Source organism: Segetibacter sp., from assembly GCF_025963695.1.
Taxonomy (GTDB): domain Bacteria; phylum Bacteroidota; class Bacteroidia; order Chitinophagales; family Chitinophagaceae; genus Segetibacter.
This window is the reverse complement of the sequence record NZ_JAOQAH010000068.1, coordinates 19,282-44,975: the sequence shown is the minus strand read 5'-3', so window position 1 is coordinate 44,975 and position 25,694 is coordinate 19,282. Positions and strand designations below refer to the sequence as shown.

Annotated in this window: 23 protein-coding genes; 21 read left to right on the top strand and 2 right to left on the bottom strand. The window is 39.8% G+C overall.

What is annotated here, in order from left to right:
* The first annotated feature begins 254 nt into the window (after nt 1-254).
* From JWR87_RS11820 to JWR87_RS11745, 16 genes are all read left to right on the top strand, one after another.
* The gene (locus tag JWR87_RS11820) at nt 255-3,302 is read left to right on the top strand and encodes a tetratricopeptide repeat protein (RefSeq protein WP_297820155.1); all 3,048 of its coding nucleotides are present in this window, start codon (nt 255-257) and stop codon (nt 3,300-3,302) included.
* A gap of 10 nt (nt 3,303-3,312) precedes the next feature.
* A complete protein-coding gene (locus JWR87_RS11815; protein ID WP_297820152.1) occupies nt 3,313-4,944 on the top strand; it encodes a hypothetical protein in 1,632 nt (543 codons plus the stop codon).
* Nucleotide 4,945: 1 nt separating this feature from the next.
* Nucleotides 4,946-5,536, top strand: a complete 591-nt coding sequence (locus JWR87_RS11810; protein ID WP_297820148.1) for a hypothetical protein — start codon at nt 4,946-4,948, stop codon at nt 5,534-5,536.
* Between the two features lie 375 nt (nt 5,537-5,911).
* On the top strand, nt 5,912-6,784 hold the full coding sequence (locus JWR87_RS11805) for a prephenate dehydratase (RefSeq protein WP_297820145.1): 873 nt from the start codon (nt 5,912-5,914) through the stop codon (nt 6,782-6,784).
* Between the two features lie 17 nt (nt 6,785-6,801).
* Nucleotides 6,802-7,983 (top strand): aminotransferase class I/II-fold pyridoxal phosphate-dependent enzyme, encoded by a 1,182-nt coding sequence (locus tag JWR87_RS11800; protein WP_297820142.1) that lies wholly within the window; start codon nt 6,802-6,804, stop codon nt 7,981-7,983.
* 11 nt (nt 7,984-7,994) lie between these two features.
* On the top strand, nt 7,995-8,900 hold the full coding sequence (locus JWR87_RS11795) for a prephenate dehydrogenase (RefSeq protein WP_297820139.1): 906 nt from the start codon (nt 7,995-7,997) through the stop codon (nt 8,898-8,900).
* A gap of 342 nt (nt 8,901-9,242) precedes the next feature.
* Nucleotides 9,243-10,925 (top strand): DEAD/DEAH box helicase, encoded by a 1,683-nt coding sequence (locus JWR87_RS11790; RefSeq protein WP_297820136.1) that lies wholly within the window; start codon nt 9,243-9,245, stop codon nt 10,923-10,925.
* A gap of 205 nt (nt 10,926-11,130) precedes the next feature.
* Nucleotides 11,131-11,430, top strand: coding sequence for a thiamine-binding protein (locus JWR87_RS11785; protein WP_297820133.1), 300 nt, complete (start codon nt 11,131-11,133; stop codon nt 11,428-11,430).
* A 30-nt stretch (nt 11,431-11,460) separates the two neighbouring features.
* The gene (locus JWR87_RS11780; RefSeq protein WP_297820130.1) at nt 11,461-12,546 is read left to right on the top strand and encodes a chorismate mutase; all 1,086 of its coding nucleotides are present in this window, start codon (nt 11,461-11,463) and stop codon (nt 12,544-12,546) included.
* 109 nt (nt 12,547-12,655) lie between these two features.
* Nucleotides 12,656-13,675, top strand: a complete 1,020-nt coding sequence (gene aroB / locus JWR87_RS11775; RefSeq protein WP_297820127.1) for a 3-dehydroquinate synthase — start codon at nt 12,656-12,658, stop codon at nt 13,673-13,675.
* A 68-nt stretch (nt 13,676-13,743) separates the two neighbouring features.
* A complete protein-coding gene (gene aroA / locus JWR87_RS11770; protein WP_297820125.1) occupies nt 13,744-15,009 on the top strand; it encodes a 3-phosphoshikimate 1-carboxyvinyltransferase in 1,266 nt (421 codons plus the stop codon).
* A gap of 366 nt (nt 15,010-15,375) precedes the next feature.
* A complete protein-coding gene (locus JWR87_RS11765; RefSeq protein ID WP_297820123.1) occupies nt 15,376-16,365 on the top strand; it encodes a chorismate synthase in 990 nt (329 codons plus the stop codon).
* 17 nt (nt 16,366-16,382) lie between these two features.
* Nucleotides 16,383-16,736, top strand: coding sequence for a DUF952 domain-containing protein (locus JWR87_RS11760; RefSeq protein ID WP_297820120.1), 354 nt, complete (start codon nt 16,383-16,385; stop codon nt 16,734-16,736).
* 294 nt (nt 16,737-17,030) lie between these two features.
* On the top strand, nt 17,031-17,852 hold the full coding sequence (locus JWR87_RS11755; RefSeq protein ID WP_297820116.1) for a ferritin-like domain-containing protein: 822 nt from the start codon (nt 17,031-17,033) through the stop codon (nt 17,850-17,852).
* A 233-nt stretch (nt 17,853-18,085) separates the two neighbouring features.
* Complete coding sequence (locus JWR87_RS11750) at nt 18,086-18,397, top strand: hypothetical protein (protein ID WP_297820113.1); 312 nt, start codon at nt 18,086-18,088, stop codon at nt 18,395-18,397.
* A gap of 59 nt (nt 18,398-18,456) precedes the next feature.
* Nucleotides 18,457-18,972 (top strand): CinA family protein, encoded by a 516-nt coding sequence (locus JWR87_RS11745; RefSeq protein ID WP_297820110.1) that lies wholly within the window; start codon nt 18,457-18,459, stop codon nt 18,970-18,972.
* A 103-nt stretch (nt 18,973-19,075) separates the two neighbouring features.
* On the opposite strand, the gene JWR87_RS11740 is transcribed toward JWR87_RS11745, so the two are convergent.
* Nucleotides 19,076-19,351, bottom strand: a complete 276-nt coding sequence (locus JWR87_RS11740) for a hypothetical protein (protein WP_297820107.1) — start codon at nt 19,349-19,351, stop codon at nt 19,076-19,078.
* Between the two features lie 456 nt (nt 19,352-19,807).
* Between JWR87_RS11740 and JWR87_RS11735 the strand changes: the two genes are divergently transcribed.
* The 5 genes from JWR87_RS11735 to JWR87_RS11715 all read left to right on the top strand — a co-directional run bounded on the left by JWR87_RS11735 (nt 19,808) and on the right by JWR87_RS11715 (nt 25,411).
* Entirely contained in the window at nt 19,808-20,584 is a 777-nt protein-coding gene (locus JWR87_RS11735) for a Ku protein (RefSeq protein WP_297820103.1), read from the top strand.
* A 2-nt stretch (nt 20,585-20,586) separates the two neighbouring features.
* Nucleotides 20,587-21,201, top strand: coding sequence for a DNA polymerase ligase N-terminal domain-containing protein (locus JWR87_RS11730; protein WP_297820099.1), 615 nt, complete (start codon nt 20,587-20,589; stop codon nt 21,199-21,201).
* Complete coding sequence (gene ligD / locus JWR87_RS11725) at nt 21,201-23,327, top strand: non-homologous end-joining DNA ligase (protein WP_297820096.1); 2,127 nt, start codon at nt 21,201-21,203, stop codon at nt 23,325-23,327. Before JWR87_RS11730 ends, ligD begins: the two co-directional genes overlap by 1 nt.
* 252 nt (nt 23,328-23,579) lie before the next feature.
* Nucleotides 23,580-24,647 (top strand): Gfo/Idh/MocA family oxidoreductase, encoded by a 1,068-nt coding sequence (locus JWR87_RS11720; protein ID WP_366090556.1) that lies wholly within the window; start codon nt 23,580-23,582, stop codon nt 24,645-24,647.
* 485 nt (nt 24,648-25,132) lie between these two features.
* Entirely contained in the window at nt 25,133-25,411 is a 279-nt protein-coding gene (locus JWR87_RS11715) for a hypothetical protein (RefSeq protein ID WP_297820090.1), read from the top strand.
* Between the two features lie 15 nt (nt 25,412-25,426).
* Here the strand turns inward: JWR87_RS11715 and JWR87_RS11710 are convergent, their stop codons facing one another.
* Nucleotides 25,427-25,663: a hypothetical protein gene (locus tag JWR87_RS11710; RefSeq protein WP_297820087.1), complete on the bottom strand. Its 237-nt coding sequence runs from the start codon at nt 25,661-25,663 to the stop codon at nt 25,427-25,429.
* Nucleotides 25,664-25,694: the final 31 nt, after the last annotated feature.

Sequence of the window (25,694 nt, the reverse complement as noted above, 5' to 3'; positions counted from 1 at the left end):
TAATCTTACCTTTATCTATCTTTTAAGTTGGGTTAATTGTTCTGTTATTGCGTTGTAGCATAAGCTGCTGAAGGCGGTTTTGCCTGTACAAGGGAGTGACACAACAATGCAGATAAGATGTTTTGATGCTGGTTTCTCAAAAAAACTTACACATACCATTTTACTTAAATACCTGGTTTCAAAGACTTTTTTTGCTTTTTATTAAGATTGGCAATTGTAATATTTATAGAAATATTTCACGTTAACCCAGAACTATGATCGCGATAGTTAAGAGAAGTTTGTGCGCAGCAGCGCTTGTTTTGGCGGTACAAAGCCACCCTTTTGCACAAGCCACACAGGCTAATATTGATCCTGATGCTGACTTTAAGTTAGCAAAAGAACTTTACCAGAAAGAGCAGTTCAGCCTTGCTTATCCTTTATTTAGAAATATTGCATTCGTTAATTCGCCCAATAGCAAATTGCCTGTAAGTACCCAGCTTGAAGCAAAATACTATTTAATTGTTTGCGGTCTTAAACTGAATGAAAGTACCTCCGAAGCTGCAGCAAAAGAATTTATTGAGGTGGAGCACAACGCGCCTCGGGTACAAATGCTAAGTTACCAGTTGGGAGAATATTATTACCGGAAGCAAAAGTTTACTGAAGCATTGGCTTATTATGAGAAGACCGGGATAGACAATTTAAGTAATCGCGAAATTGCGGAAATGCAGTTCCACCAGGGATATTCGTATTTTACTTTGGAGCAATTCGATAAGGCAAAGCCACTTTTTAATTCGATCAGGCAAATTTCTTCTGACCCTAATTACCTCGATGCCAATTACTATTTTGGTTTTATATCCTTTTATGAGAAAAATTATAGTGTTGCACTTGAAGCTTTTCGGAAGGTAGAAAATCAGCCCACGTACCAGAAGATTGTGCCTTATTACATAGCGGAGATCTTGTACTTTAACGGTGATAAAGATAAAGCCATTGCTTACGGAGAAGAGAAATTGAATGCAGGCGGCCAATACTACGATTTGCAATTACGTCAATTAATTGGTCATGCGTATTTTGAAAAGAAGAATTACCAGAAAGCGTTGCCTTACTTGCAGGAGTACAACAATAAAGCAGGTAAAGTAAGTCGCGAAGACCTCTACGAGATCTCCTATACCTATTACGAAACAAATCAACTGCAAAAGGCAATAGCAGGTTTTAAGGAGCTGGGAGGAAAAGAGGATTCTCTTGCACAGAATAGTATGTACCTGCTTGCAGATGCCTATTTAAAAACCGGGCAAAAAGTAAATGCAAGAAGCGCTTTTTTGTTTTGCGCCTCAAATAGCAGCAATCCGGTACAGAAAGAAATTTCGCTTTTTAACTACGCCAAACTTTCTTTCGATCTGGGGTACCAGGATATTGCTTCAAGCGAGTTGCAAACTTTTATAACTACTTATCCTAAATCAACATATTTGCCCGAAGCTAAGGAGTTACTTGTAAATGTTTTAGCTAATACTAACAATTATAAAGATGCACTTACCTTATATGAAAGCCTGCCCGGAAAGAGCGAGACGGTAAAAAGAGTTTATCCGAAAATTATGTACGGAAGAGCCGTTGAATTGATTAACGAGCAACAATTGGATAAAGCAGATGCTTTGCTTGATGATGTTATAAAGGCGCCCTATAATACTGCGCAGTTGCCTTTTGCTTATTTCTGGAAGGGAGAGATCGCCTACCGTAGTAAGAGGGTAGACCAGGCAATTGAATATTTGACCAATTATCTTAAAAACCCTGTTTCGGGGGGCGAAGTAAACGTTACAAATGCACGTTATGATCTTGGGCATGCAAACCTGCAAAAAGAAAATTACAGGCAGGCGCTTAGTTATTTTGAACAGGTTACAAAAAGGGTCGATAAAAGCTCCTCAGCCGTTGAGCAAGATGCGTATCTGCGTAGTGCAGATGCCCAGTTTATGAATAAGAATTACCGGCAAGCCCAGCAGATGTATGAGGCGGTAATTAATAATAACCTTGCATCTGCTGACTACGCCCTGTATCAAAAAGCCATTATTTCAGGTGCTGGAAACAGAAATACCGATAAAGTAAAGGAATTGCAATCTTTGGAACAGCGTTATCCTACTTCGTTGTTGATACCGGATGCAAATCTTGAAATTGCAAATACTTACCTGGCTGAAGAAGATTACAGATCAGCAATAACGCCCCTAAATAAAATAGTTAAGAACAAAAATGCTGCTGCATTGCATCCGCAAGGGTATTTAAAGTTGGGTGTTGCTTATTTTAATTTAGATAATAACCAGGAGGCACTTGCCAGTTTCAAAACTTTAATCTCGTCGTTTCCTAACTCTGCTGAAAGTGACGCTGCTGTGGAATATGTGCGTGACATTTTCGTCTCTCAACAAAAGCCTTCTGAATACGTCGCTTTTATGAAAGCAAACGGCAAAGATGTAAGTTATACTGAAGCAGACTCTTTAACCTATGCTTCTGCTGACGCCCGGTACAATAGTAATGATCAGCAAAATGCGTTGAACGGTTTTAAAGACTACCTGAACAAGTTTCCGAACGGGCGCTATTCTATTGACGCAAATTATAAGGTAGCAGAGATTTACAATGGTAAAAAAGATTACACCAACGCTTTGATTGGCTATGCCTACGTTGCCTCCAAAGCTCCTAATAAGTTAGCGGAAAAAAGTGTGCTGCAGGCCGCGAGGATTAACTTTTTTGAGCTGAAAAATTATGAAGACGCCGAGATTTATTTCATGCAGTTAAAAGGGTTGGCGACTCAGCCTGATATTCAGTTAGAGGCTATGAGAGGTTTACTTCGGTCGCAATACCGCCTGAACCAGTGGAAGGACGCCGTACCCAACGCACAGGAACTGTTAGCTCAAAAAGGAGTGGCTACTGATGATAAGATGATGGCTAATATGGTAATAGCTAAAAGTCACCAGGCTAATAAAGATGTAGATGCTGCCACAACCGCTTACCGTACGGTCATTGCCCTGGGGAAATCGGAGTTTGCTGCAGAGGCCCGTTACCAGCTTGCCTCTATTGCCTTTCAGCAAAATAGGTTTGCAGAAGCTGAAAAGGCTGCTTTCGAAGTGGTGAGTAAAGCGGGTTCTTATGAATACTGGACTACCAAATCTTATATTCTTTTAGGAGACATTTATTTAAAGCAGAAAGATTACTTTAATGCAGAAGCCACATTAAAAAGTGTATCAGAAAATTCAACTATTCCTGAATTGAAACAGGAAGCACAACAAAAACTGGATGCAGTTATTGCTGAAAAAAATGCAAACAGTAAAGTAGCCAAACAATAATCTAAGACTTATGAAAAAATTACTTTTAATAGCCTGCTCAATTGCTTCACTGTCTTCTCTGCAGGCGCAAAGAGATACTACTAAAAAAACTGTTGTTGTAACCTCTGCATATAAACCTGTTTTAAAACCTGCCGCTAAGATTAATTTTAGCGCTGCTATTCCTTCAGCCGACTCTTCAAGACCCGCTTTAACCTATAGCGTACCTGCTCAAAACTTGTTTTTTTCTTACCAGCCTGCAGCTTTAAAGCCACTTGCACTTTCAATAGATACATCTTTTGCATGGGAAAACTCAAATTTTGTAAAACTGGGGGTCGGTAACTATACTACCCCGTTCGCCCAAATGGGTTTATCATTTGGAGATGGAAAAACTTCCCTCATCAATGTAACTGCAAGGCATATATCACAAAAGGGTAGCCTTCCTTTGCAACAATACGGTCGAACAAATGCGGATGTATCGGGCATTTTTAGCAGCAACGGTAATATTGAGTGGCGTGGAAAAGCGGGAGTTGATTTGAGTAATCAATATTATTACGGGTATAGTCCCGATACGTTAAAATATAGCAAGGACAGCCTGAAGCAAAGGTTTAAGACGCTAAGCGCAATGATAGGCCTTAGAAATAAAGAGGTCAATAGTTATGGAATTTCTTACGATCCCACTTTATCCATCAACTTCTTTGGTGACAACAGGAATGGCAAAGAGGCAAATCTTGTTTTAAATGCCCCGGTCACTAAAACATTCAATGACAACCTTGCATTCAATGTTGGTTTTACCGCAGATATAACCAGCTATCAAACATTTGGCGATAGAAAGATAAGTAACAACCTGTTCTACTTATCTCCCTCTGTAGGGTTTAAAAAGCCAATGTTTAGTGTAAATGCAGGCATTACTCCTTCGTGGGATAACAAAGCCTTTAAATTGCTCCCAAACTTTACTGCACTCATAAAAATGGAGGACGAAAGATTTGTTTTGCAGGGTGGGTGGATAGGTTATTACCAGAAGAATACCTTTCAGTCGTTGGCTGCATTTAACCCATGGATAGCACAGCCTAATACACTTTCGAACACACGTATAACTGAGTCATATGCCGGCTTCAAAGGGTCTGTAGGAAGTCATTTTACTTTCAACGCAAAGCTGTCTGCTCTTAAGTATACCAACGCCGTACTATTCACCAATGATTTTGTGGATGGTAAGACTTTTCAAACCATATACGAGCCTGGTATGAGAGCGTTAAAAATACATGGCGAAGCCGGGTATACAGCCCAGGAAAAATTTAGTTTTTTAGGCGGTATAACCATAAGCAAATATTCTGCTTTAAAAGAAAATTCTAAAGCGTGGGGATTGGTACCATTAGAAATTACCGGTGCGCTTCGCTGGCAGGTGTTAAAAGATTTGCAGTTTAAATCCGATGTTTTCCTTTGGGACGGACCTCAATTCGTTACCAAAGGCGGCGTTAATACGAAACTTAAAAGTGCATACGATTTGAATGCCGGCGTCGAATTTACCATCATGCCAAAGTTGAATTTATGGTTGCAGTTTAATAATATCCTGAATAATAAATACCAACGTTGGAACCAGTACCAGGTACTCGGATTTAATGTGATCGGAGGAATTGTATATTCGTTCTCGCAACCGGCAAAATAAAATGTTACAAATATTATACAAGTACCTGGCTTTAAATAAAAGGGCTGTCATTCCAGGTGTAGGAGCTTTTTATATTCATCGTAAACCTGCTACGCTCGATTTTTCTAACAAGGCGTTTATTGCACCTACTACTAAAATTTTATTTGATGAAAGTTTAATTGATGGAGATAAGAATTTTTATTCTTTCATCGCAAAAGAACAGCAAATAGAAGAGGGGGAAGCTGTACAGAGCTTCAATCAGTTTTCTAAGGATTTAAAGGAAAACTTACAAACAAACCGAGCGGTACAATTGCCAGGAGTGGGTTTACTGACAAAGGATGGATCGGGGAAAGTTGTTTTTCAACCAGTAGATTCAGTTGCTTCTTTTTACCCAAATGTTTCGGTAGAAAGAGAAATAAGCGAAGTTGTTTATAAAGAACAGGTTGTTGTTGAAAGCAAAGAAAGCGATGATCGAATTGTAGAAACCGAAATGGCAGAAGTAGAGCCGCCCTCAAAGAAAAAAGATTACTGGTGGTTAATTGCGGCCCTGCTTGCTGTCGTTGCCATAGCTGCCATTATTTATTATTATAATGAGAATGGAAGCTTCAGATGAGGTAGTAACTTACCACTAACCAATGGCTAAATAACCTGGAAGCTACAAGCGGTCCAGCGAATTTCCTTACTGAAATTATATTGATCCTTTTTTGGAAGCCGGCGTTAAAACTTACTCAAACATCGTTGCGTCGCACACTTCGGCTTTTTGTACTTATTTTGGACTTTGTAAAAAACTGATAAAAAAAATTGCATCGTTTAATCCTATTCTTACTTTTACCACGCAATGAAACAATCAATGGCAAATACCTGGTTTAGCTTTTATTTTTACTTCTACTTTAGAAAGCGGACCGGGAGCCTATTGAGATTGAAAATCAACTAAAACAATCAAAATATAAAGTCCCGGCCAAAAAGCCGGGCTTTTTTTTTATTAGCTATGACTGCAGGACAAAAAGAATCAAAAGCTGGCGTTTCATCACCACTTAAAGTGGCAATCCAGGGTTATGAGGGTAGTTTTCACCAGGAAGCAGCAAGAAAGTTTTTTGGAAAAAATGTGGAAGTTATCCCTTGCGATAATTTCAGGCAGGTTATAAAAGTTGCTTCTGACCCTAATAAAAGCAATGGTGGCGTTATGGCTATTGAAAATTCTATTGCCGGTAGCATTCTTCCTAACTATAATTTATTGCAAAAAAGCGACCTGACTATTGTGGGCGAAAAATACCTGCACATCAGGCAGCACTTAATGGTTAATCCGGGTGTACAGCTATCAGATATTAAAGAAGTGCATTCTCACCCAATGGCTTTATTACAATGCATTGACTTTTTAGAAAAACATCACTCGTGGAAGTTGGTTGAAACTGATGATACTGCTTTAAGCGCAAAATTTATTCAGCGACATAAGAGTAAACATACCGCTGCGATAGCTAGTAAACTGGCGGCTGAACTTTACAACCTTGAGATGATTGCACCTGATATTCACACCCTGAAAAACAACTATACCCGTTTTTTGATGGTGCAAAGAAAGGAAGATGCGATAGCTGTTGAAGATGCGGACAAGGCGTCTGTTTATTTTGAAACCGACCATAGCAAAGGAAGCCTTGCAAAGGTGCTTACAGCAATTGCCTCAAATGGAGTAAATATGAATAAGCTTCAAAGTATGCCAATACCGGGAAGCGACTTTTTATATGGTTTCTACGCAGATATGGAAATTGAAGATCTGGAGCAATTCAATAAGGTGGTCGCAGAAATGCAACCGCTTACTGCTAAACTAAAAGTTTTTGGTACTTATGCAAAAGGCAACTTAAAATAATAACAAAACTGAAAAGGATGGATATTAAAGTTTCGGAAAGGTTAAATGGAATAGGAGAATATTATTTTTCACAGAAGCTGAGAGAAATTGAAGAGTTAAACAAGCAGGGAAAAAAAATAATAAATCTTGGAATAGGAAGTCCCGATCTGCCTCCACACCCCGATGTCATAAAAGTGTTGCAGGAGGAGTCGGCAAAGTCAAACGTTCACGCTTATCAAAGCTATAAGGGTAGCCCGGTTTTAAGAAATGCAATTGCCGCTTTTTATAAAACATGGTATGGCGTAGATGTAAATGCTGATACTGATGTATTACCGTTAATTGGAAGCAAAGAAGGCATCATGCACATCTGCATGACCTACCTTAATAATGGCGATAAAGCTTTAATACCGAACCCTGGTTATCCCACTTATAGTAGTGCTGTAAAACTGGCTGGTGGTACATGCAAAGAATACGCTTTAACCGGGGAAAACAACTGGGAACCAGATTTTGAAGCCTTAGGAAACACTGACTTAAGCAAGGTTAAACTAATGTGGATCAATTATCCTGAAATGCCAACAGGTAAACAAGCATCAGTTGAGTTGTTTGAAAAGGTGGTCGCTTTTGGAAGAAAACACAACATTTTAATTTGTCACGACAACCCGTATAGTTTTATTTTAAACGAACAACCAATTAGCATATTAAGTGTAGCCGGGGCAAAAGAGGTAGCGTTGGAGTTAAACTCTCTTAGCAAAGCCAGCAACATGGCAGGCTGGCGAGTAGGGATGATGGTTGGCGCGAAGGAAAGAATTGAAGAGGTGTTAAGATTTAAAAGCAATATGGATAGTGGTATGTTTTTGCCGGTTCAACTAGCAGCCGCCAAAGCTTTAAGCCTTGATAAAGAATGGTATGATCAATTAAATGCCGTTTATTCAGAGAGACGAGAATTGGTTTACCGGTTATTAGACTTGTTGCAATGCGAGTATGACAAAAGCCAGGTAGGCATGTTTGTATGGGCAAAAATACCATCATCGCAAAAAGATGGTTTTGCATTAAGTGATGAAGTACTATACAATAAAAATGTATTTATTACCCCCGGAGGAATATTTGGAAGTAACGGTAATGGATACATCAGGATAAGTTTATGCGCTAAGAAAGAAGTACTTGAGGAGGCTTTGGAGAGAATAATGGCCTCCCCAAACTCCTCCCAAAAAGGGGCTTAAAAACGGAAACCATGAATGTAGGAATTGATAAGAATTTTAACGGCACTCTTTCTAGCTCCCCTTTAGGGGCAGGGGGGCTTACCGTTACTATTATCGGTACAGGTTTAATCGGAGGCTCTTTGGGATTGGTATTAAAGGATAAGGGTTTAGCCAGGCATGTGATTGCAGTGGACAATAAACCAGAAAATCAGCAACGGGCACTAGAACTGGGTATAGCTGACGAGATTTTACCAATGAAAGAGGCAATTGCAAAAAGTGATTTAGTCGTCCTTGCGGTGCCGGTAGATGCATTATTTACTTTACTCCCTGCAGTTTTAGATGAAGTGGAAGACCAGGTAGTGATGGATATGGGATCAACAAAAGAAAGTGTCATAAGCGCTGTAGTCAATCATTTAAAAAGAGGCAGGTTCGTGGCCACTCATCCCATGTGGGGAACGGAACATAGTGGACCAGAGGCGGCGGTTAGGACAGCGTTTGTAGATAAGGCGACCGTTATATGTGATGCTGAAAATTCCGATGAAGATGCGTTGACACTGGTAAAAGAGATCTATAAGTCAATAGGAATGCACCTGGTTTATATGGATGGACATGCGCACGATTTGCATGCTGCTTACGTAAGTCATATCTCTCACATCACCTCTTTTGCTCTTGCCAATACAGTGCTTGAAAAGGAGAAAGAAGATGAAGCGATTTTCGAGCTGGCAAGCGGTGGCTTTGAAAGTACTGTGCGTCTCGCAAAAAGTAACCCAGCTATGTGGGTTCCTATTTTTAAGCAAAACCGGGAAAATGTGCTGGATGTTTTGAACGAACACATTTCCCAGCTCAGAAAGTTTAAAAGCTGCCTTGAAAAAGAGAACTACGAATACCTGCAGGAACTGATTGAGAATGCAAATGGCATTAGGAGGATTTTGAAGTGATGGGCCGGTTAGCTAATGTGCTGTTGTGCTAATTTAAAAGTTAAGCATTGAAAATTGAATATTAAAGATTGAACATTTGAAGGGGTTAAATATTCAACAATCAATACTTAATGCTGAATAAAGAATAAAAAGTAAAAAGTGAGTGACACAACGATGTTGAAAATAGCTTTTATGCTGGTTACGAAATTAAAAAATGAAAAGGGATGAAGCTGTCAGGCGATAAATAGATTCTAGCTGGAATGGCAATAAGTAAGCTGTTTAAGTGTTAAACAGTTTTCTTATCTGTTATCTGGCAATTATCTTCTGAGAACTATTAATTACATTTGCGCAAAATTTAGGAATATGATGACATTTGAAGGGTTGGGAATTGACGCAAGGTTAATTCAGGCAACCGACGAGTTGGGGTATGTGAACCCGACACCAATACAGGAACAGGCAATCCCGGTGCTATTGAGCGGCACAACTGATTTCGTGGGATTGGCACAAACAGGTACAGGTAAAACTGCAGCATTTGGCTTGCCCCTTTTGCAGTTGATTTCAGAAGAAAGTAAGCATCCGCAGGCATTAATTGTTTGCCCGACCCGTGAGCTTTGCATGCAGATCGTAAAAGAGATAGAACTATTTAAAAAACATATGAGGGGTTTGCATGTTGTCGCCGTTTATGGTGGTGCTTCTATAACTATGCAGATCCGCGACTTAAGAAGGGGTGTACAGATCGTGGTCGCTACTCCCGGCAGATTAATTGATCTAATTGAGCGTAAAGCGATAGACCTCGAGCAGATCAAATATGTAGTTTTAGACGAGGCCGATGAGATGTTGAATATGGGTTTTAGAGACGATATTGAATTTATTTTAAAGAATACTCCTAAGCGCGAAAGCACCTGGTTGTTTAGTGCTACTATGCCGCCCGAGGTAAGGCAGGTAAGTAAGCGCTATATGAAAACGCCGGTAGAGATAACGGTAGGTAAGGCAAATACAGGTAACAAGAATATTGACCACCAGTATTATGTTTGCTCTTCGCAACATCGATACGAGACGTTGAAACGCATCATTGATTTTAACCCGGGTATGTATGGTATCATCTTTACCCGAACTAAACTTGACGCTCAGGGAATTGCTGAAAAGCTAACTCGTGAGGGTTACGATATTGATGCCTTGCATGGTGACTTATCACAAGGTCAGCGTGATGCGGTGATGGGACAGTTTCGCGATAAAACATTGCAGCTATTAATTGCAACTGACGTGGCAGCACGTGGTATTGATGTGAAAGAGATAACGCACGTTATCAATTTCGAACTGCCAGATGATGTTGAGGTTTACACGCACAGAAGTGGTAGAACAGGCCGTGCCGGCAGCCAGGGTATTTCAATGTCAATTGTACATTCAAGAGAGATATTTAAACTGCGTCAGATAGAGAAAATGGTTCAACAACCTTTTCATAAACTTGATATTCCTTCAGGCAAAGATGTCTGCCGCAAGCAGTTCTTCTACTTTATGGACAAGTTGCTACAAACAGATGTAAGCCATGGTGATTATGAGACATACTTGCCGATGCTTGCTGAAAAGTTTGCTGATGTGAGTAAAGAAGAGGTGTTGAAAAGGGTTGTAGCTACAGAATTTGACAGATTCCTGAAATATTATGAAAATGCTTCTGACCTTAATGCCCGTACTGAAACACGTGTAAGAGAGAGAACTACCTATGACAGGGGTGACCAAAGAGTTGACCGTAATGACGGCCGTACAAGAGATACAAGAGGCAGAGAATTTTCTGGGGGTGATGGCAACTACGCAAGGTTGTTTGTAAACCTTGGAACAAAAGATGGTTTTTATAAGGCTAGTTTCCTTCAGTTTATCCTGGATATGAGCGAGCTGAAAAAGGAAAGTCTTGGCCGGATCGATATGAAAGAAATGAATAGCTGGATCGAAATAGATAAAAGTGTTGCGGACAAAATGGTGAAGTCGGTTGATGGAAAAACTTTCAAAGGCAGACGTATCAGGATGAATGATGCGAATAGCAGGGGGTAGAAGCCTCCTCCTCCTTCTCCTTAAAGAAAAGGAGCGGTACTTTAGTTCTTTAATACGCAATTGTAACTTCCACACCAGTAGCAGATCATTGACAAGCCCAATGGATATTATTGATGTGGAAGTGTAAGAAACAAAGGATAAAACAAATAACTCGAGCCCTCGGTCCCTCTCTTTCGGGAGAGGGACCGAGGGCTCGAGTTAAATCATGCACAACTACATCATCAACGCCTCCATCCAAATACTTCCAATTGTACCGGACAAACATCCGTACGAGTGGGTAGATGAAGCAATTAGGGTAATTCAACAGTCAGGAATAAAGTATGAGGTTGGACCTTTCGCTACAGTTGTAGAAGGAACATACGCAGAAGTAATGGCGGTGGTGAATGCAGTAAATGAACAGTTGCTTTTGAAAAATTGCAATGAGTGGATAGCATCAGTGCAGTTAAACATAAGGAGTAATAGTGATATTACTGCAAACGAAAAGGTGTCGAAGTTTAGTGAATAAATTGATATTTTTACTTCAATAAATACAAAAATGGAACAAACCCTAAATGCTGCGTCAACTATTGATGAAGTACTATCTAAACGTCCGCTAATAATTTCCGGACCATGCAGTGCAGAAACTGAAGAACAGGTGATAGAGACAGCTACCCGCCTTAAAGCAACAGGTAAAGTAGATGTGCTTCGTGCCGGTATCTGGAAACCAAGAACACGTCCGGGAAGTTTTGAAGGTGTAGGTACAAAAGGCATTAACTGGCTAAACCAGGCAAAGAAAATTACGGGTCTCCCTGTTGCAATTGAAGTAGCAACGGGCAAACAGGTTGAAGACGCTTTGCACTTTGATGTTGATGTTTTGTGGATTGGAGCAAGAACAACTGTTAACCCATTTAGCGTTCAGGAAGTAGCCGATGCACTTCGTGGTGCTAATGTTCCTGTACTGATAAAAAACCCTATCAATCCCGATTTGGAATTATGGTTAGGTGCCGTTGAGCGGGTTGCTAAAGCCGGCATTAAAAATATTGGCCTAATTCACCGCGGGTTCTCTTCGTATGGTAATACAGAGTATCGCAACGCGCCTATGTGGCATCTTGCCATAGAAATGAAGCGTCGTTTTCCGCATATGATGATCGTTAACGATCCAAGCCATATTTCAGGAAACCGTACTTTGCTTCAAAGCGTTTCTCAAAAAGCCATTGACCTCGATTATGACGGTTTAATGATAGAAAGCCATATTGACCCCGACAAAGCATGGAGTGATGCCAAACAACAGGTGACACCTGAAAGGCTTGCAGAAATACTTGACGGTATCAAATGGAGACACGAAACGACAACGGAGAGAGAATTTGTTGTTGCTCTTGAAAAATTGAGAGAACAAATTAATCATATCGATGACGAGTTGATGCAACTGTTAGGTCAGCGTATGAAGATCGCCGATAAGATCGGTGAGTATAAAAGAGACAACGACATTACGATTCTTCAAACCAATCGCTGGAACGCTATCCTTGACAGAGCTTTCCAAAAAGGCGATGCTTTAGGATTAAGCAAAGAATTTATTACAAAATACTACGATGCTGTTCACCTGGAGAGTATTAACCACCAGAACAGGGTCATGAATAGTTAGATTCCCTCTTCCTCCCCTAAAGGGGGAGGAAACAGAGTCGCTGCAGCATAAAATTATTATTAATTAGCCCCTTTTGGGGTTGGCGTAACGTTCCACTTGGCATCCAGGCATGATCAAAAAAACATTTTCGTTCTCTACTTCTTCCGTCAATTACTTCTTCAACGCTGAGATTAGCTACCTCGATCAGGTTGTAGCAAAAGACAATGCAGTCGTTATCACTGATGAAAACGTATTTGCAAAACATCAACGAAAATTAAAAGGTTGGAAAACAATTGTTATTAAAGGCGGGGAGCGTTATAAGGTACAGTCAACTGTTGATGACATCATACAACAATTGATCGATCTAAATGCCGACAGAAGAACGACTTTAATTGGAGTAGGTGGCGGCGTCGTAACAGATATTACAGGTTATGTAGCTGGTATCTACATGCGGGGAATTCAATTTGGATTTGTTCCAACTTCCATCCTAGCAATGGTTGACGCTGCAATAGGAGGGAAGAACGGTATTGATGTTGGTCTGTTTAAAAATATGGTCGGCCTCATTCGGCAGCCGTCATTTCTCCTATACGATTTCTCCCTGCTTAAATCTTTGCCCAAGGAAGAATGGGTTAACGGTTTTGCCGAAATCATCAAACATGCTTGCATTAAAGATGCTCCCATGTTTACCTCATTGGAAGAGAATAAATTGAGCTACTTTCAAAAGGACCTTGCTGAGCTTGCCAAGCTAATTCAAAGAAATGCATTACTTAAGACCAAGGTTGTTATAGGCGATGAATTTGAAAATGGTGACAGAAAGCTGTTGAATTTTGGTCATACAATAGGCCACGCAATCGAGAATTTGTACCAGATACCGCACGGTCATGCAGTTAGCATCGGTATGGGGGTTGCCTGTAAATTCTCCGTTTCCGAACTAGGTTTTAAAGACACTGATCGTATAGTAAAGGTTTTAAAGGCCTACGGCCTGCCTCCTCAATTTGAATTTGACAAAGACGAAGCATTCCGGATTTTAAAGAATGATAAAAAGAAGACCAACCAGTCTATTAATTATATCCTTCTTCAAAAAATTGGGAAGGCGGAAATAGTGCCATTGTCATTTGAGCAAATTCAAACATTAATCAACGACCTGTAAGTTCTCTTTCCAGGATTTCGGGTATCAATCACGGTTTTCAAAAGTCCCCTTTAGGGGATTTAGGGCTTATGATAGTAAAAATTAAACCTTCTGTATTAACCGGTTCTATAGTAGCACCGGCTAGCAAAAGCAGCATGCAACGCGCCTGCGCTGCAGCCTTACTTTCAGAAGGAGCATCAGAGATTGTTAATCCGGGCAAGAGCAATGACGATCTTGCCGCTTTAGATGTTATACAAAAATTAGGTGCACGGGTCGTAACTAACGATGATGGATCATTAACGATTCATAGCCTGGGCGTAGACCCGGTTGAAGAGGAGATCAACTGCGGTGAAAGTGGTCTCGGCATTCGCATGTTTACACCAATTGCGGCCCTTAGCAATAAACGAATTACGATCAATGGAATGGGTAGCCTGTACACAAGGCCCATGCATTTTTTCGATGAGATTTTCCCGCAGCTAAATATTAAGATACAATCAAGAGAAGGTAAGTTGCCCCTGCGCATAGAAGGTCCGCTGCTGCCGGCAGATATAGAAGTAGATGGCTCTCTAAGCTCCCAATTTTTAACCGGTCTTCTAATGGCATATGGCGCGTCGGTTACCAGGCCCGTTAATATTAAAGTAAACAATCTCAAGAGCAAGCCTTATATCGACCTAACCTTGAAAGTAATGGAAAGCTTTGGCAGAAAGGTTACTCATACCAATTATGAGGTCTTTCATCTTGAGCCTCAAGTTAAAAATTACGAGCCGCAAATTTATACAGTTGAGGGTGATTGGAGTGGCGCATCTTTTCTGTTGGTCGCCGGTGCCATTGCAGGTAAAATTGAGGTGAAAGGTTTAGATCTGTCATCGACCCAGGCCGACAAAGAAATAATGCGCGCACTAAAAGATTGTGCATCCGATCTTTCTGTCACTAATGACGTTATTAAAATTGGCCCTTCAGACCTCAAAGCTTTTAGTTTTGATGCAACTGATTGTCCTGACCTTTTTCCTCCGCTGGTTGCGCTTGCTGCCTACTGTAAGGGAACAACGCAGATCAAAGGTGTAAGTCGTTTAGCGCATAAAGAAAGTAATCGTGGACTTACTCTTCAAGAAGAATTTGGAAAGATGGGCATTAAAATAATTTTGCAGGACGACACGATGTTTGTAGAGGGAGGTTTAGATTTATTGGGCACTACGGTTCATTCGCGTCATGATCATAGAATTGCTATGGCATGTGCAGTAGCGGCCTTGCAAGCTAATGATGAGGTTATTATTGAAGAGGCCGAGGCCATCAACAAATCGTATCCTGATTTTTACAAGCATTTGCAAAAGTTAGGGGCCAATGTAGCGTACTAGCTGCATTTAGTTGTCAGCCGTGTAGATTATTTTTTTTAGCCGGGCAGTCTTATCACAGATGTTTCTTCCGTTGCGTCGCACTCTTGTGCAGTTTGTCAAACATTTGGCTGCAGTAACAACAAAGCGATCGGATTATAAATAGTAAAGGCATTTAATGCAGAGATGCTATCCCCTCGTTCCGCGCGATAACGACCAGAAATATGCCGTACAAGTGAGTGACACAACGATATTGATTAGGAGACAAATGCTGGTCAGCAAAAAAAGTTGGCTTGCAATTTTCGCATAGAGAAATAATACAACTGGCAGCTAATTAAACAATTTAGCAATTAGGCATAGTAACCATTTAGCAATTAAATAATTTAACCATTGAACAGTTTCGGCCGCATATTTAGGGTACACATTTTTGGAGAGTCTCATGGTGAAAGTGTAGGGCTAACTATTGACGGTTGTCCTTCAGGTTTATCATTATCGGTAGACGACTTTCTTGCAGACATTGAACGCCGCAAAGGCGGCGCAAAAGGTACAACCCCGCGCAAGGAGGACGACCTTCCCATTTTTAAAAGTGGTCTGTTTAATAATAAAACCACGGGTGCACCAATAACGATATTATTTGAAAATAATAATACCCGAAGTACTGACTACGCCAAACAAAGGGCCTTTCCTAGACCCGGACATGCGGATTTTGTTGCAAGCAAAAAATATGGGGGCAACGAAGATTACAGAGGTGGCGGACACTTTAGCGGACGGTTGACCGTTTGTCTTGTTGCTGCCGGCGTTATCGCAAAAAAGTTGTTAAGTCAATTAAAGATCGAAGCAAAAATTTTAGAGATAGGAGGTGAACAGGATGTAGAAAAAGGATTGCAAAAAGCGATTGATGCAAAAGATACAATTGGGGGAATTGTAGAGTGTAGGGTTAATGGTCTTCCATTAGGTTTAGGCGAGCCGTTTTTCGACTCTGCTGAATCCATTATCAGTCATGCTGTCTTTGCAATACCTGCAGTCAGGGGACTTGAATTCGGAACAGGCTTCGCTGCAGCAAAAATGTTTGGTAGCGTGCACAACGATGCTATTGAAAACGTAGAAGGCAAAACAGTTACAAACCATGCAGGCGGCATTGTAGGTGGTATAACAAACGGTAATGAATTGGTTTTTAGAATTGCAATTAAACCAACATCATCTACTCCTAAAGAGCAGCAAACGCTAAACTGGGAAACGGGTGAAGTTGATACATTTTCGGTTAAGGGAAGGCACGATCTCTGCATTGCTTTGAGAGTTCCGGTAGTATTAGAGGCAGTAACTGCATTTGTGCTGGCCGACCTTATGCTACTCGAAAACAAAATCAACCGGATTGTATAATTAAAAAAATTAACACAATGGATGCAAAGGTTATTTATCATTTAACAGCAGTAGAAGAATGGGAAGACGCGCAGGATAAAGGAAGCTATCAACCACCCTCATTTTTAAGAGAAGGCTTTATACACTGTTGTACCGAAGAGCAGCTGGAGAGCGTGCAGAAAAGGCTTTTTAAAGGGCAGGAAAATCTGATAAGGCTTACTATTGATCCGGCTTTACTTACCGAAAAATTGCAGTATGATCGCGACGAGGAACAACAGCAGGAGTTTCCGCATATCTACGGACCATTAAATCTTTCAGCTGTTACGGGTATTCTTTTTCTTGAACCAATTACTTCTGATAAAGAAAATATAGATAATAAAAGAGTCGATTAACACTACTTCTAGTAAGGTTTGAAATAGCAAATTAAGTTTTTAAAAGAGGCTGCCCCTACAACCGGGGCAGCCTCTTTTTTATTTAGTTGAAGAGTTATTGGTAGCTTTTTGTAAAGCCTCCGTTTTCGTTGCGTTAGTTATTATAGTACAGCGTGTTTTCTGCTATTGTATTTATTTCTATTAAAGGGGATACGTGTGGAATATTTTCGCCATGTTTAATCCTAAATCATTGTTTTTCAATGGCATTAGTTTTATGCACACTCTACTAATATTAACTCATCAAAAAAATTAATTATGGCAAAGGCAACAGGTAAAAAAGCAGCAGCGCCTAAGAAAGCTGCCGCAAAAAAAGCAGCAGCTCCGGCAAAGAAGGTAGCTGCTAAGAAAGCTGCCGCTAAAACAGCAGCACCGAAAAAAGCTGCTGCTAAAACAGCTGCTAAAACAGTTGCACCGAAAAAAGCTGTCGCTAAACAAGCTGCCGCTAAAACCGCTGCACCAAAAGCAGCACCTAAAAAAGCCGCTGTACTTTCTGAAGAGACTATGTTGCAAACGCTGTTTTTAGATTCTTTAAAAGATATTTATTATGCTGAAAAAGCCGGAGTAAAAGCCCTGCCAAAATTAGCTAAAGCTGCTACTTCAGAGCAATTAAGAGGTGCATTCGAACAGCATGCACAACAAACAAACGGACAGGTTCAAAGGTTAGAGCAACTGTTTGAGATTGTTGGCAAAAAAGCACAAGGAAAAAAGTGCGAGGCAATAGAAGGACTGGTTAGAGAAGCTGATAGTCTTATAAAAGACACCAGAAAAGGCAGTAAAACAAGAGACGTTGCATTAATTATGGCTGCCCAGAAGATGGAACATTATGAGATAGCCAGCTATGGTAGCATGGCAACCCTGGCAGCTCAAATGGGGCTTAATGAAGCGAAAGAACTTTTGGGACAAACACTACAGGAAGAAAAAGATACAGACGAGCTATTAACCCAAATTGCCTTGAGCAATATAAACGAGGAAGCTCAGCAAGAAGGTGGCGAAGGAGATGTATCCAATGAAAAAAGCCAGGGCGAAGATGAAACATTAGATCCTAAAGCTGGCGATGATGGAAATACAGAACAATAAAGCAAGTGAATGAAAATTAAAAAAAGGTCGGCGTTTTGCTGGCCTTTTTGTTTTTAGTTAGTGGAGGGTATTGACGGTTTGTTAAAGGGACAACAATTGTTTCCGCCCTGATTAGCTTTTCCACATTTGATCATCATGCGAGAAGATTTTCTGAAAGCAATCATCGCTATAACTAATGGCATGAAATTTCTTTTAAAGTAGGTATTTATTAATAAAATCAACAGGAGGTATTTATGGCTAATGAAGATAAATTACAAAACCAGCAAAACAATCTCACAGACATTGAAAGCAATGCTGAACGGGACCAGGATCATGGAAATATGAATAATGGTACCATTGGAGGCAATATGGGCATTATTGGTAGCAGTAATGATGTAGACAGTGAGAAATATTCGAAGCAGGCGCACGATGGCGGTCCATCAACAGTGCCGGGAGACACGGGAGGAGGCGCGAGCGATGGTTCTAAACCTGGAAGTGGATTAGGCCCGGATGGAAGCGTAGACAATGCAGGATCAAAACATGAAGGCAGCGCTGCACAGCAATAGTTAGTAAGTTGAAACAATTTAATGCAGGACTGTAGTTTAGAGCGCTGCATTTTTTTAACATGAAGACCGGTAATATCATTATGATCTATAACGAAGAAACAATAAATGCTGTAAAAGACATGTTGGTAAAAAATGAAGAAACGATTGCCGTAGCCGAGAGCGTAACTGCAGGACATTTACAGGCAGCATTTTCAGCAGGGATAGATGCTTCGAAGTATTTTCAGGGCGGCATTACAACCTATAACCTGGGGCAGAAAGCGAGGCATTTGCACGTCGATCCTATTTTATGTAATAAAGTAAATTGTGTTGCTCAGAAAATTGCTGATACAATGGCTATTGAAGTAGCTAACATGTTTTCAAGCAACTATGGTGTTGGAATAACCGGTTATGCTTCGATGGTGCGCGAGTGCGAGGATGAAGGGCTCTTCGCCTACTTCTCGCTTGCTTACAACGGAAAAGTTATGGTGTCGGGGAAAATAACTTCTCCGGAGAAACATCCTTACCAGGTACAAGTGGATTACGCTAAAAAAGTAATTCAAGAAATATTTGAGCATTTGAACTCATATAATAATTAATTCAGGTTAAAACCGGCTTCAGAGAGATTAGCTAAAGTATATAAAGCAAAGAGGCGACTTTAAAAAAGTCACCTCTTTACTTTATATACTTTAGGTTTTTCACTTATAGATCATCTTCGTCCTCTTCATCGTCATCTAACGTCAGATCTTCATCTAAGTCTGCGTCTTCAATAACGGGATCGGCAGCAGTTTCATCTACTTCGTCAATATCAATTTCATCCACTTCGTCGAGGTCATCATCTTCATCAATATCATCGTCATCATCTAAATCGTCGTCATCTACAGGGAGCGAAGAGGTAAAAATACCAGAACTATTAAGGAAATTTTCATTACTCGTCATAGTAGGGGTTTCATTGTTTGGATTGTTGGTTGTTAACATTGCAATTAAAAATTAAAGGGTGAACTAGAGAAAGAAAGTTACAGAATTCATTTACAAAACCATGCCATTAACCATTAAAAAAAATAATCGGCACAGATGCAAGAGTAGTAAATTTTGACCGGAAAAAGAATATTTTTCGCATAGGAATTCCAGTGATTTTTCTTTATAAATGGTTGTAAATTAAATAATAAGAAAGCTGTAGATTATTTTCCTCGAATGTTTTTAAGACGCTTTTTATATTCTGTTCTTTCCATCTTTTACAAAAGGCATGAAACTTTCATGGTGTCTTTGTAACTCTTTATTGATGAGAGTATAGCAACTGAAGGCGTTATGCAACGAAGGCTTATGCTGATGTGAAAAGATAACGTAAAAGTGAGTGACACAACAGGAGACGAGCAATGGATAGATGTTGGCGAACAAAAAATTTGTCCGCAATTATAAATAAAAAAATCAATTATGAGGCCTATCTGGACAGGGGCGATTGGGTTTGGGCTGGTAAATATTCCAGTAAAAATGTATAGCGCCACCGAGCGGAGCGAGCTGAACCTGGATATGCTTGATAAGAACGACCTTTCAAGAATAAAATACCAACGAATTAATGAGAAGTCTCAGAAGCCGGTTGATTGGGATGCTATTGTGAAAGGCTATAAGATGGAAGATAAATACGTGATTCTTGATGAAAAAGACTTTGAAGCTGCAAATGCTAAAAAGACCAAAACGATTGAAATTTCGGATTTTGTAAAGGAAGAGGAAATTGACAGCGTTTATTTTGAAACGCCATACTACCTGGAACCGGATAAGAGCGGAACACGAGCTTATGCGTTGTTACGAGCAGCTCTACTTAAAACAAAAAAAGTTGGAATTGCTACGTTTGTAATGCGTAACAAAGAAGGGTTGGCTATTTTAAGACCGAGGGACAAGGTCATCATCTTAAACCGGATACGCTTTGCTGAAGAAATTCGGGATCCAGGTCAACTTGCGCTGCCAGAGGCACCTGAAATAAAAAAGGCTGAACTGGATATGGCCATATCTTTAATTGACCAGTTGACTTCTAAATTTGATATCACTGCTTTTAAAGACACATATACAGAGGAATTGATGAAGGTAATTCAAGCCAAATCGAAAGGTGCGAAACCGGCCCCTGGAAAAATGAAAGTTGTTCATAGTGCAACAGAGGATTTAATGTCACAGTTAAAGGCAAGTTTAAGTGCCAAGAAAAAGAAAGCGTCATAAAAATGAGTTTAGCCACCTACAATACCAAAAGAGACTTTAAACAAACGTCTGAACCTACCGGTAAAAAAAGTGATAGTAAGGAAGAGGCACTGGCTTTTGTGGTTCAACGCCATAAAGCCTCGCATTTGCACTACGACTTTCGCCTGGAGATGGACGGCGTGCTGAAAAGCTGGGCTGTTCCTAAAGGTCCTAGCCTTAACCCGCAGGATAAGCGCCTTGCGATGATGGTTGAGGATCATCCTTATGATTACAAAGACTTCTCCGGAGTTATACCGGAAGGCAATTATGGAGCAGGTATTGTTGAAATATGGGATAGCGGCACCTACACTTCTTTAGAAGATAAAGGCAATGCAAAAGAAGATGAAAAGCTATTAAAAGCAGGTCTTGAAGGGGGTAGTCTAAAGTTTGTCTTGAAGGGTAAAAAGTTGAAGGGCGAATTTGCATTGGTCCGCCTAAAAGGAAGTGATTCTAACAGTTGGCTTTTAATTAAGCATAATGATAGTTTTGCTGTGCATGAAGATTATAACAGCGAAGAAAACACACCTAAAAATTCTCCCATAAATAAATGGCTTGCTGTAAATAAGCCGGAAGACAAACAAGCAAAAAAAAAGCTCTGATGGCAGGTGCTACTTCGCCACGGAAACTGGATGAGTTCATCCCGGCAATGCTAGCGAAAGAAACTGATACTGCATTTTCGAAGAACGACTGGATTTATGAAATGAAATGGGACGGCTATCGTGCCATTGCTGAAGTTAATAAGGGTAAGGTGAAGTTGTATTCCCGCAATGGTAATTCGTTTCTTTCTAACTATCCCCAGGTTGTAGACGCTCTCGCAAAAATGAAAGTAAGTGCAGTCCTTGATGGAGAAATAGTGGTGATAAATGAAGAAGGAAATCCTGATTTTCAGAAACTTCAGCATTATGATCAATTTAAAAATTACCCCCTGCATTATTATGTATTTGATTTGCTGGAATTGAACGGCAAAAAATTGTACGAGCTTCCATTAATCGAAAGAAAAAAACTTCTCGAAGAGACACTGAAAAAGGACGACGTAATTAAGTACAGTGATCATATAGAAGAAAGAGGTGAAGATTTTTTTGAAATAATAAAACAAAGAAATCTCGAAGGGATGATGGCCAAAAAGAAAAGCAGCGAGTATTATCCCGGAAAGCGATCAGCAGATTGGCTTAAAATAAAACACAACAAGTCAGACGAAGCAATAATAGCAGGATTTACTGCCCCACGAGGCGGAAGAAAATATTTTGGCGCGCTGGTTTTAGGGAGTTTTGTGAACGGTAAACTGACATATATCGGGCATACCGGTTCAGGTTTTGATTCATTGTTATTAAAAGGGCTTTCAGCAAAACTTCAACCATTAATTACAGAAAAATCACCGTTTGCTGAAAAGGTAAAAACCAACATGCCCGTAACCTGGGTAGAGCCGAAATATGTATGTGAAATAAAATTTACTGAATGGACGTCAGATGGAAAACTAAGACATCCAATCTTTTTAAGATTAAGAGAAGACAAAGCGGTAGGGGATGTAACGACTCAATTTATTAATGCAAATAAAATGAAGACTACAGATACTATAATAATTGAAGAAGAAGCTGTAGAACAGACGCTGGTTAAATCAACAATTAAAAAAGCCGCCGCAAAAAAAGTAGAGACTACAAATGAAGTTTTAAAAAAAGCGACTTCAAAACCTTCAAACAACATACAACAAAAAGAGCAGGAAGAAAACAAGGCTGCTAAAAAAGGAGCGGTTAAAAAGCCATCAAAAAAAGAGGAACAGGGGGCTCCCGCAAAAGATGTGGTAAAAAATGAAAAAGAAAAAATATACACTTTTGGTAAAGCGCAATTAAAAGCCACTAACATAACTAAAATCTACTTTCCCGACGAAGGCATTACTAAAGGGCAGGTGTTAGAGTACTACGAACAGATGGCTCCTCTTATTATCCCATATCTGCAAGACAGGCCCCAATCTTTATTTCGAACGCCTAACGGAATTAATCAAAAAGGTTTTTTTCATAAAGATGCGGGCGATGAAGCGCCATCGTGGGTTAAGCACATCCCTTTATATTCAGACTCAGTAAAAAAAGACATCGATTATATTTTATGTAATGATGCGGCAACCCTATTGTACTTAGCTAATCTTGGATGTATCGAAATAAATCCCTGGCATTCCCGCGTTAAATCGCTTGATAACCCTGACTATCTAATTATTGACATCGACCCGAGCGACAACAATACATTCGATCAGGTGATAGAAGCAGCCAACATTGTAAAACAGATTCTCGACCAGGCTGGTGCCATGAGTATTTGCAAAACCTCGGGGGCGTCCGGCCTCCACATTTACGTACCCTTAGGCGGTAAATACAACTATGACCAGGCAAAGGACTTTGCCAATATTGTTTGCATGTTGGCAAATGCTCAAATACCCGATTTTACCACCCTTGAAAGAAGCCTGAGCAAAAGGAGTAAAGACAAGATCTACATGGACTACCTGCAAAACAGAAAAGGTCAAACGATTGCATGTGTATACAGTTTAAGACCTAAAAAAGGAGCAACCGTATCTACCCCATTAAATTGGAGCGAAGTTAAAAAAGGCCTTACTCCGCAGGAATTTACTATTAAAACTATACATGCAAGGATAAAAAAGAAAGGCGATCTTTTCGCTCCGATGCTTGATCCTAAAAATGCCATTGACCTGGGTAGATGCATTGAACAACTGGGGGGATAATTATCAGGCAGCCACGCAAACTTATTTTTATTTATTTTGGTACTTGCATTGGTATTTCAATGGATCATTGTTGCGTCGCATTTCGTTCGTTTTTAGGATTACTATTTAGCTTTTTTTATTTCGACCGCTCAAGATGTGTTACCTGTTTTGAGGTGCCGTCCTTCTTGCAAATAATCTTTTAATTACCATACACGAAAAACTAGTGGCTTGTAACAGGCGACACTTAACTCCTAATTAGTATCTTGCCACCATATGATTAATGCTATGTCTACTCCTCTACAAACAGCTTTGTGTTCCTTTGGTATGTCTGGAAAAGTTTTCCATGCGCCATTTATTCATACTAACCCAGGTTTTAATTTTTATGCCGTATGGGAACGAAGTAAAAAAACAGCACACCAGTTTTACCCCCAAGTGAAATCTTTTGATACACTAGAAAGTATGCTTGCAGATGAAACAATCGAGCTGGTTATTATCAACACTCCGAATGTTACTCACTTTGAATATGCAAAAATGGCTTTGAAAGCAGGTAAACATGTAATAGTAGAAAAACCATTTGTAATTAATGTAGCAGAAGGTGACGAGCTGATGGCTCTTGCTAAAAACCAAAATAAGAAGATATCAGTTTACCATAATCGAAGATTTGACAGTGATTTTAGGTTGGTGAGAAGTGTGGTTCAGGAAGGTTTGTTAGGAGAAACAAACCAGGTTGAAATAAGATACGACCGGTTTAAAGAACAGTTAAGTCCTAAGTTACATAAGGAAACACCCGGGCCGGGAGCAGGTCTTTTTTACGACCTTGGTTCGCACTTAATAGATCAGGCATTACAATTATTTGGAAAGCCGGAAGCTGTATTTGGCGATCTTACTATTCTTCGTCCTATTTCGAAGGTTGATGATTATTTTGAAGTAGTTCTCTTTTATGAGAGAAAAAGAGTGATTTTAAAAGCAAGCAACCAGGTAAGGGAAGGGGTGCCAGCATATGTATTGCATGGTTCGAAAGGGTCATTGATAAAATCAAGAACCGATGTGCAGGAGAATGATTTAATCGCAGGCAAAACGCCGGGCTGTGAAGGGTGGGGGATAGAGCCGGAAACTAGTAAAGGGCTTTTACATACTGAAAGAAACAATGAGATTGTAAGAGAGTTTATAACTCCGCCAAAAGGCAATTATATGGATTATTTCGATCAGTTATATAAGGCTATCAGGTTCGAAGAACCACTTCCCGTAACTGCGACGGAAGGACTGGAAGTTATTAAAGTTATAGAAGCTGCAATTAAAAGTAGTAAGGAGGGAAGAGTAGTAAAGTTTAATGTGCAATAATACCGTTAAGAGTTTTAAAATAAAGTGTCGGGATCGCAGTAAATTAAAACAGTATTTATAGGCTCTGATTAAAAAATAACTTTGAATGACGATCTGTTTACGATAGTTATACGCGATTTGCCAGAATGACCTTACCTGCCGGAAAAAAGACATGCTTCATATAGAAAGGCCTTTATTTTCTCAATATAATGCTTTTTAAAATCGACTTCATACAACGGGCATTATCTTATTAACCATACGACATTGCAGCTATTTTGGTCATTCATCCAATATTCAGGGTAGACTTCGTCGCTCCCCGAACCCTCTAACAAACAGAGTGGCATTGTCTTGATTTAACTGTGTTGCAGCGGGTATGAATTATGTAGTAAATTATGTGGCGTTCTAATGCAATAATAGCTCAAACAGCTTATTACTGCGTAAACTCGGGTGTCAATAGAATAATTTTTATGAAAGTAATTCGGCCTCTTGTTAAAACTATTATGTTCATGTCAACATTGAGTTGTAATAACAATAATGCAAATTCGCCAGATAGGAAGTTTCCTTTTGAATATGAAGGTTTAGTAGAAAAAACTGAGTTTACCACTTATATGTATGGCAGCCATACTATTACTGGTAATAATAGAAAGTATGCGTTACAAAGTACAAATTTAAATCTTGATCATTACAACAGTAAGCGTGTTGTAGTAAAGGGCTTAAAAATTGAAGGATACCCGGTAGATGACGGACCGGAACTTATTGATGTAAAAGCTGTGGATAGAAAATGAAATTCAAAAAAATTTCTATAAAATACCCATTGCTTCGTCAGGTTCTATGGCCTCTATTTCGTCGTCGTTTTTGAGAGATTGTATTTCTTTGCCACTAATTCTTGCACTAAAGATTGTATCAGCCATCACAAATTCTCCTTTACCTAATAACCTTGAAGGAAGCTTATCATTCTTTAAAGTAATTAAAACCGAGTATTCTTTCTCAGGATTTGAAGAAACCTGCTCTTCAAAAAATTTTGAAATGTCTGCCATAGTAAAAAAATAAAAAGACAGGTCTTTTTTG

What these genes read in the sequence shown, in the direction of transcription:
- JWR87_RS11820 (WP_297820155.1), top strand. Translation starts at nt 255, where the DNA reads ATGATCGCGATAGTTAAGAGAAGTTTGTGCGCAGCAGCGCTTGTTTTG.
- JWR87_RS11815 (WP_297820152.1), top strand. Translation starts at nt 3,313, where the DNA reads ATGAAAAAATTACTTTTAATAGCCTGCTCAATTGCTTCACTGTCTTCT.
- JWR87_RS11810 (WP_297820148.1), top strand. Translation starts at nt 4,946, where the DNA reads ATGTTACAAATATTATACAAGTACCTGGCTTTAAATAAAAGGGCTGTC.
- JWR87_RS11805 (WP_297820145.1), top strand. Translation starts at nt 5,912, where the DNA reads ATGACTGCAGGACAAAAAGAATCAAAAGCTGGCGTTTCATCACCACTT.
- JWR87_RS11800 (WP_297820142.1), top strand. Translation starts at nt 6,802, where the DNA reads ATGGATATTAAAGTTTCGGAAAGGTTAAATGGAATAGGAGAATATTAT.
- JWR87_RS11795 (WP_297820139.1), top strand. Translation starts at nt 7,995, where the DNA reads ATGAATGTAGGAATTGATAAGAATTTTAACGGCACTCTTTCTAGCTCC.
- JWR87_RS11790 (WP_297820136.1), top strand. Translation starts at nt 9,243, where the DNA reads ATGATGACATTTGAAGGGTTGGGAATTGACGCAAGGTTAATTCAGGCA.
- JWR87_RS11785 (WP_297820133.1), top strand. Translation starts at nt 11,131, where the DNA reads ATGCACAACTACATCATCAACGCCTCCATCCAAATACTTCCAATTGTA.
- JWR87_RS11780 (WP_297820130.1), top strand. Translation starts at nt 11,461, where the DNA reads ATGGAACAAACCCTAAATGCTGCGTCAACTATTGATGAAGTACTATCT.
- aroB (WP_297820127.1), top strand. Translation starts at nt 12,656, where the DNA reads ATGATCAAAAAAACATTTTCGTTCTCTACTTCTTCCGTCAATTACTTC.
- aroA (WP_297820125.1), top strand. Translation starts at nt 13,744, where the DNA reads ATGATAGTAAAAATTAAACCTTCTGTATTAACCGGTTCTATAGTAGCA.
- JWR87_RS11760 (WP_297820120.1), top strand. Translation starts at nt 16,383, where the DNA reads ATGGATGCAAAGGTTATTTATCATTTAACAGCAGTAGAAGAATGGGAA.
- JWR87_RS11755 (WP_297820116.1), top strand. Translation starts at nt 17,031, where the DNA reads ATGGCAAAGGCAACAGGTAAAAAAGCAGCAGCGCCTAAGAAAGCTGCC.
- JWR87_RS11750 (WP_297820113.1), top strand. Translation starts at nt 18,086, where the DNA reads ATGGCTAATGAAGATAAATTACAAAACCAGCAAAACAATCTCACAGAC.
- JWR87_RS11745 (WP_297820110.1), top strand. Translation starts at nt 18,457, where the DNA reads ATGAAGACCGGTAATATCATTATGATCTATAACGAAGAAACAATAAAT.
- JWR87_RS11740 (WP_297820107.1), bottom strand. Translation starts at nt 19,351, where the DNA reads ATGTTAACAACCAACAATCCAAACAATGAAACCCCTACTATGACGAGT.
- JWR87_RS11735 (WP_297820103.1), top strand. Translation starts at nt 19,808, where the DNA reads ATGAGGCCTATCTGGACAGGGGCGATTGGGTTTGGGCTGGTAAATATT.
- JWR87_RS11730 (WP_297820099.1), top strand. Translation starts at nt 20,587, where the DNA reads ATGAGTTTAGCCACCTACAATACCAAAAGAGACTTTAAACAAACGTCT.
- ligD (WP_297820096.1), top strand. Translation starts at nt 21,201, where the DNA reads ATGGCAGGTGCTACTTCGCCACGGAAACTGGATGAGTTCATCCCGGCA.
- JWR87_RS11720 (WP_366090556.1), top strand. Translation starts at nt 23,580, where the DNA reads ATGATTAATGCTATGTCTACTCCTCTACAAACAGCTTTGTGTTCCTTT.
- JWR87_RS11715 (WP_297820090.1), top strand. Translation starts at nt 25,133, where the DNA reads ATGTCAACATTGAGTTGTAATAACAATAATGCAAATTCGCCAGATAGG.
- JWR87_RS11710 (WP_297820087.1), bottom strand. Translation starts at nt 25,663, where the DNA reads ATGGCAGACATTTCAAAATTTTTTGAAGAGCAGGTTTCTTCAAATCCT.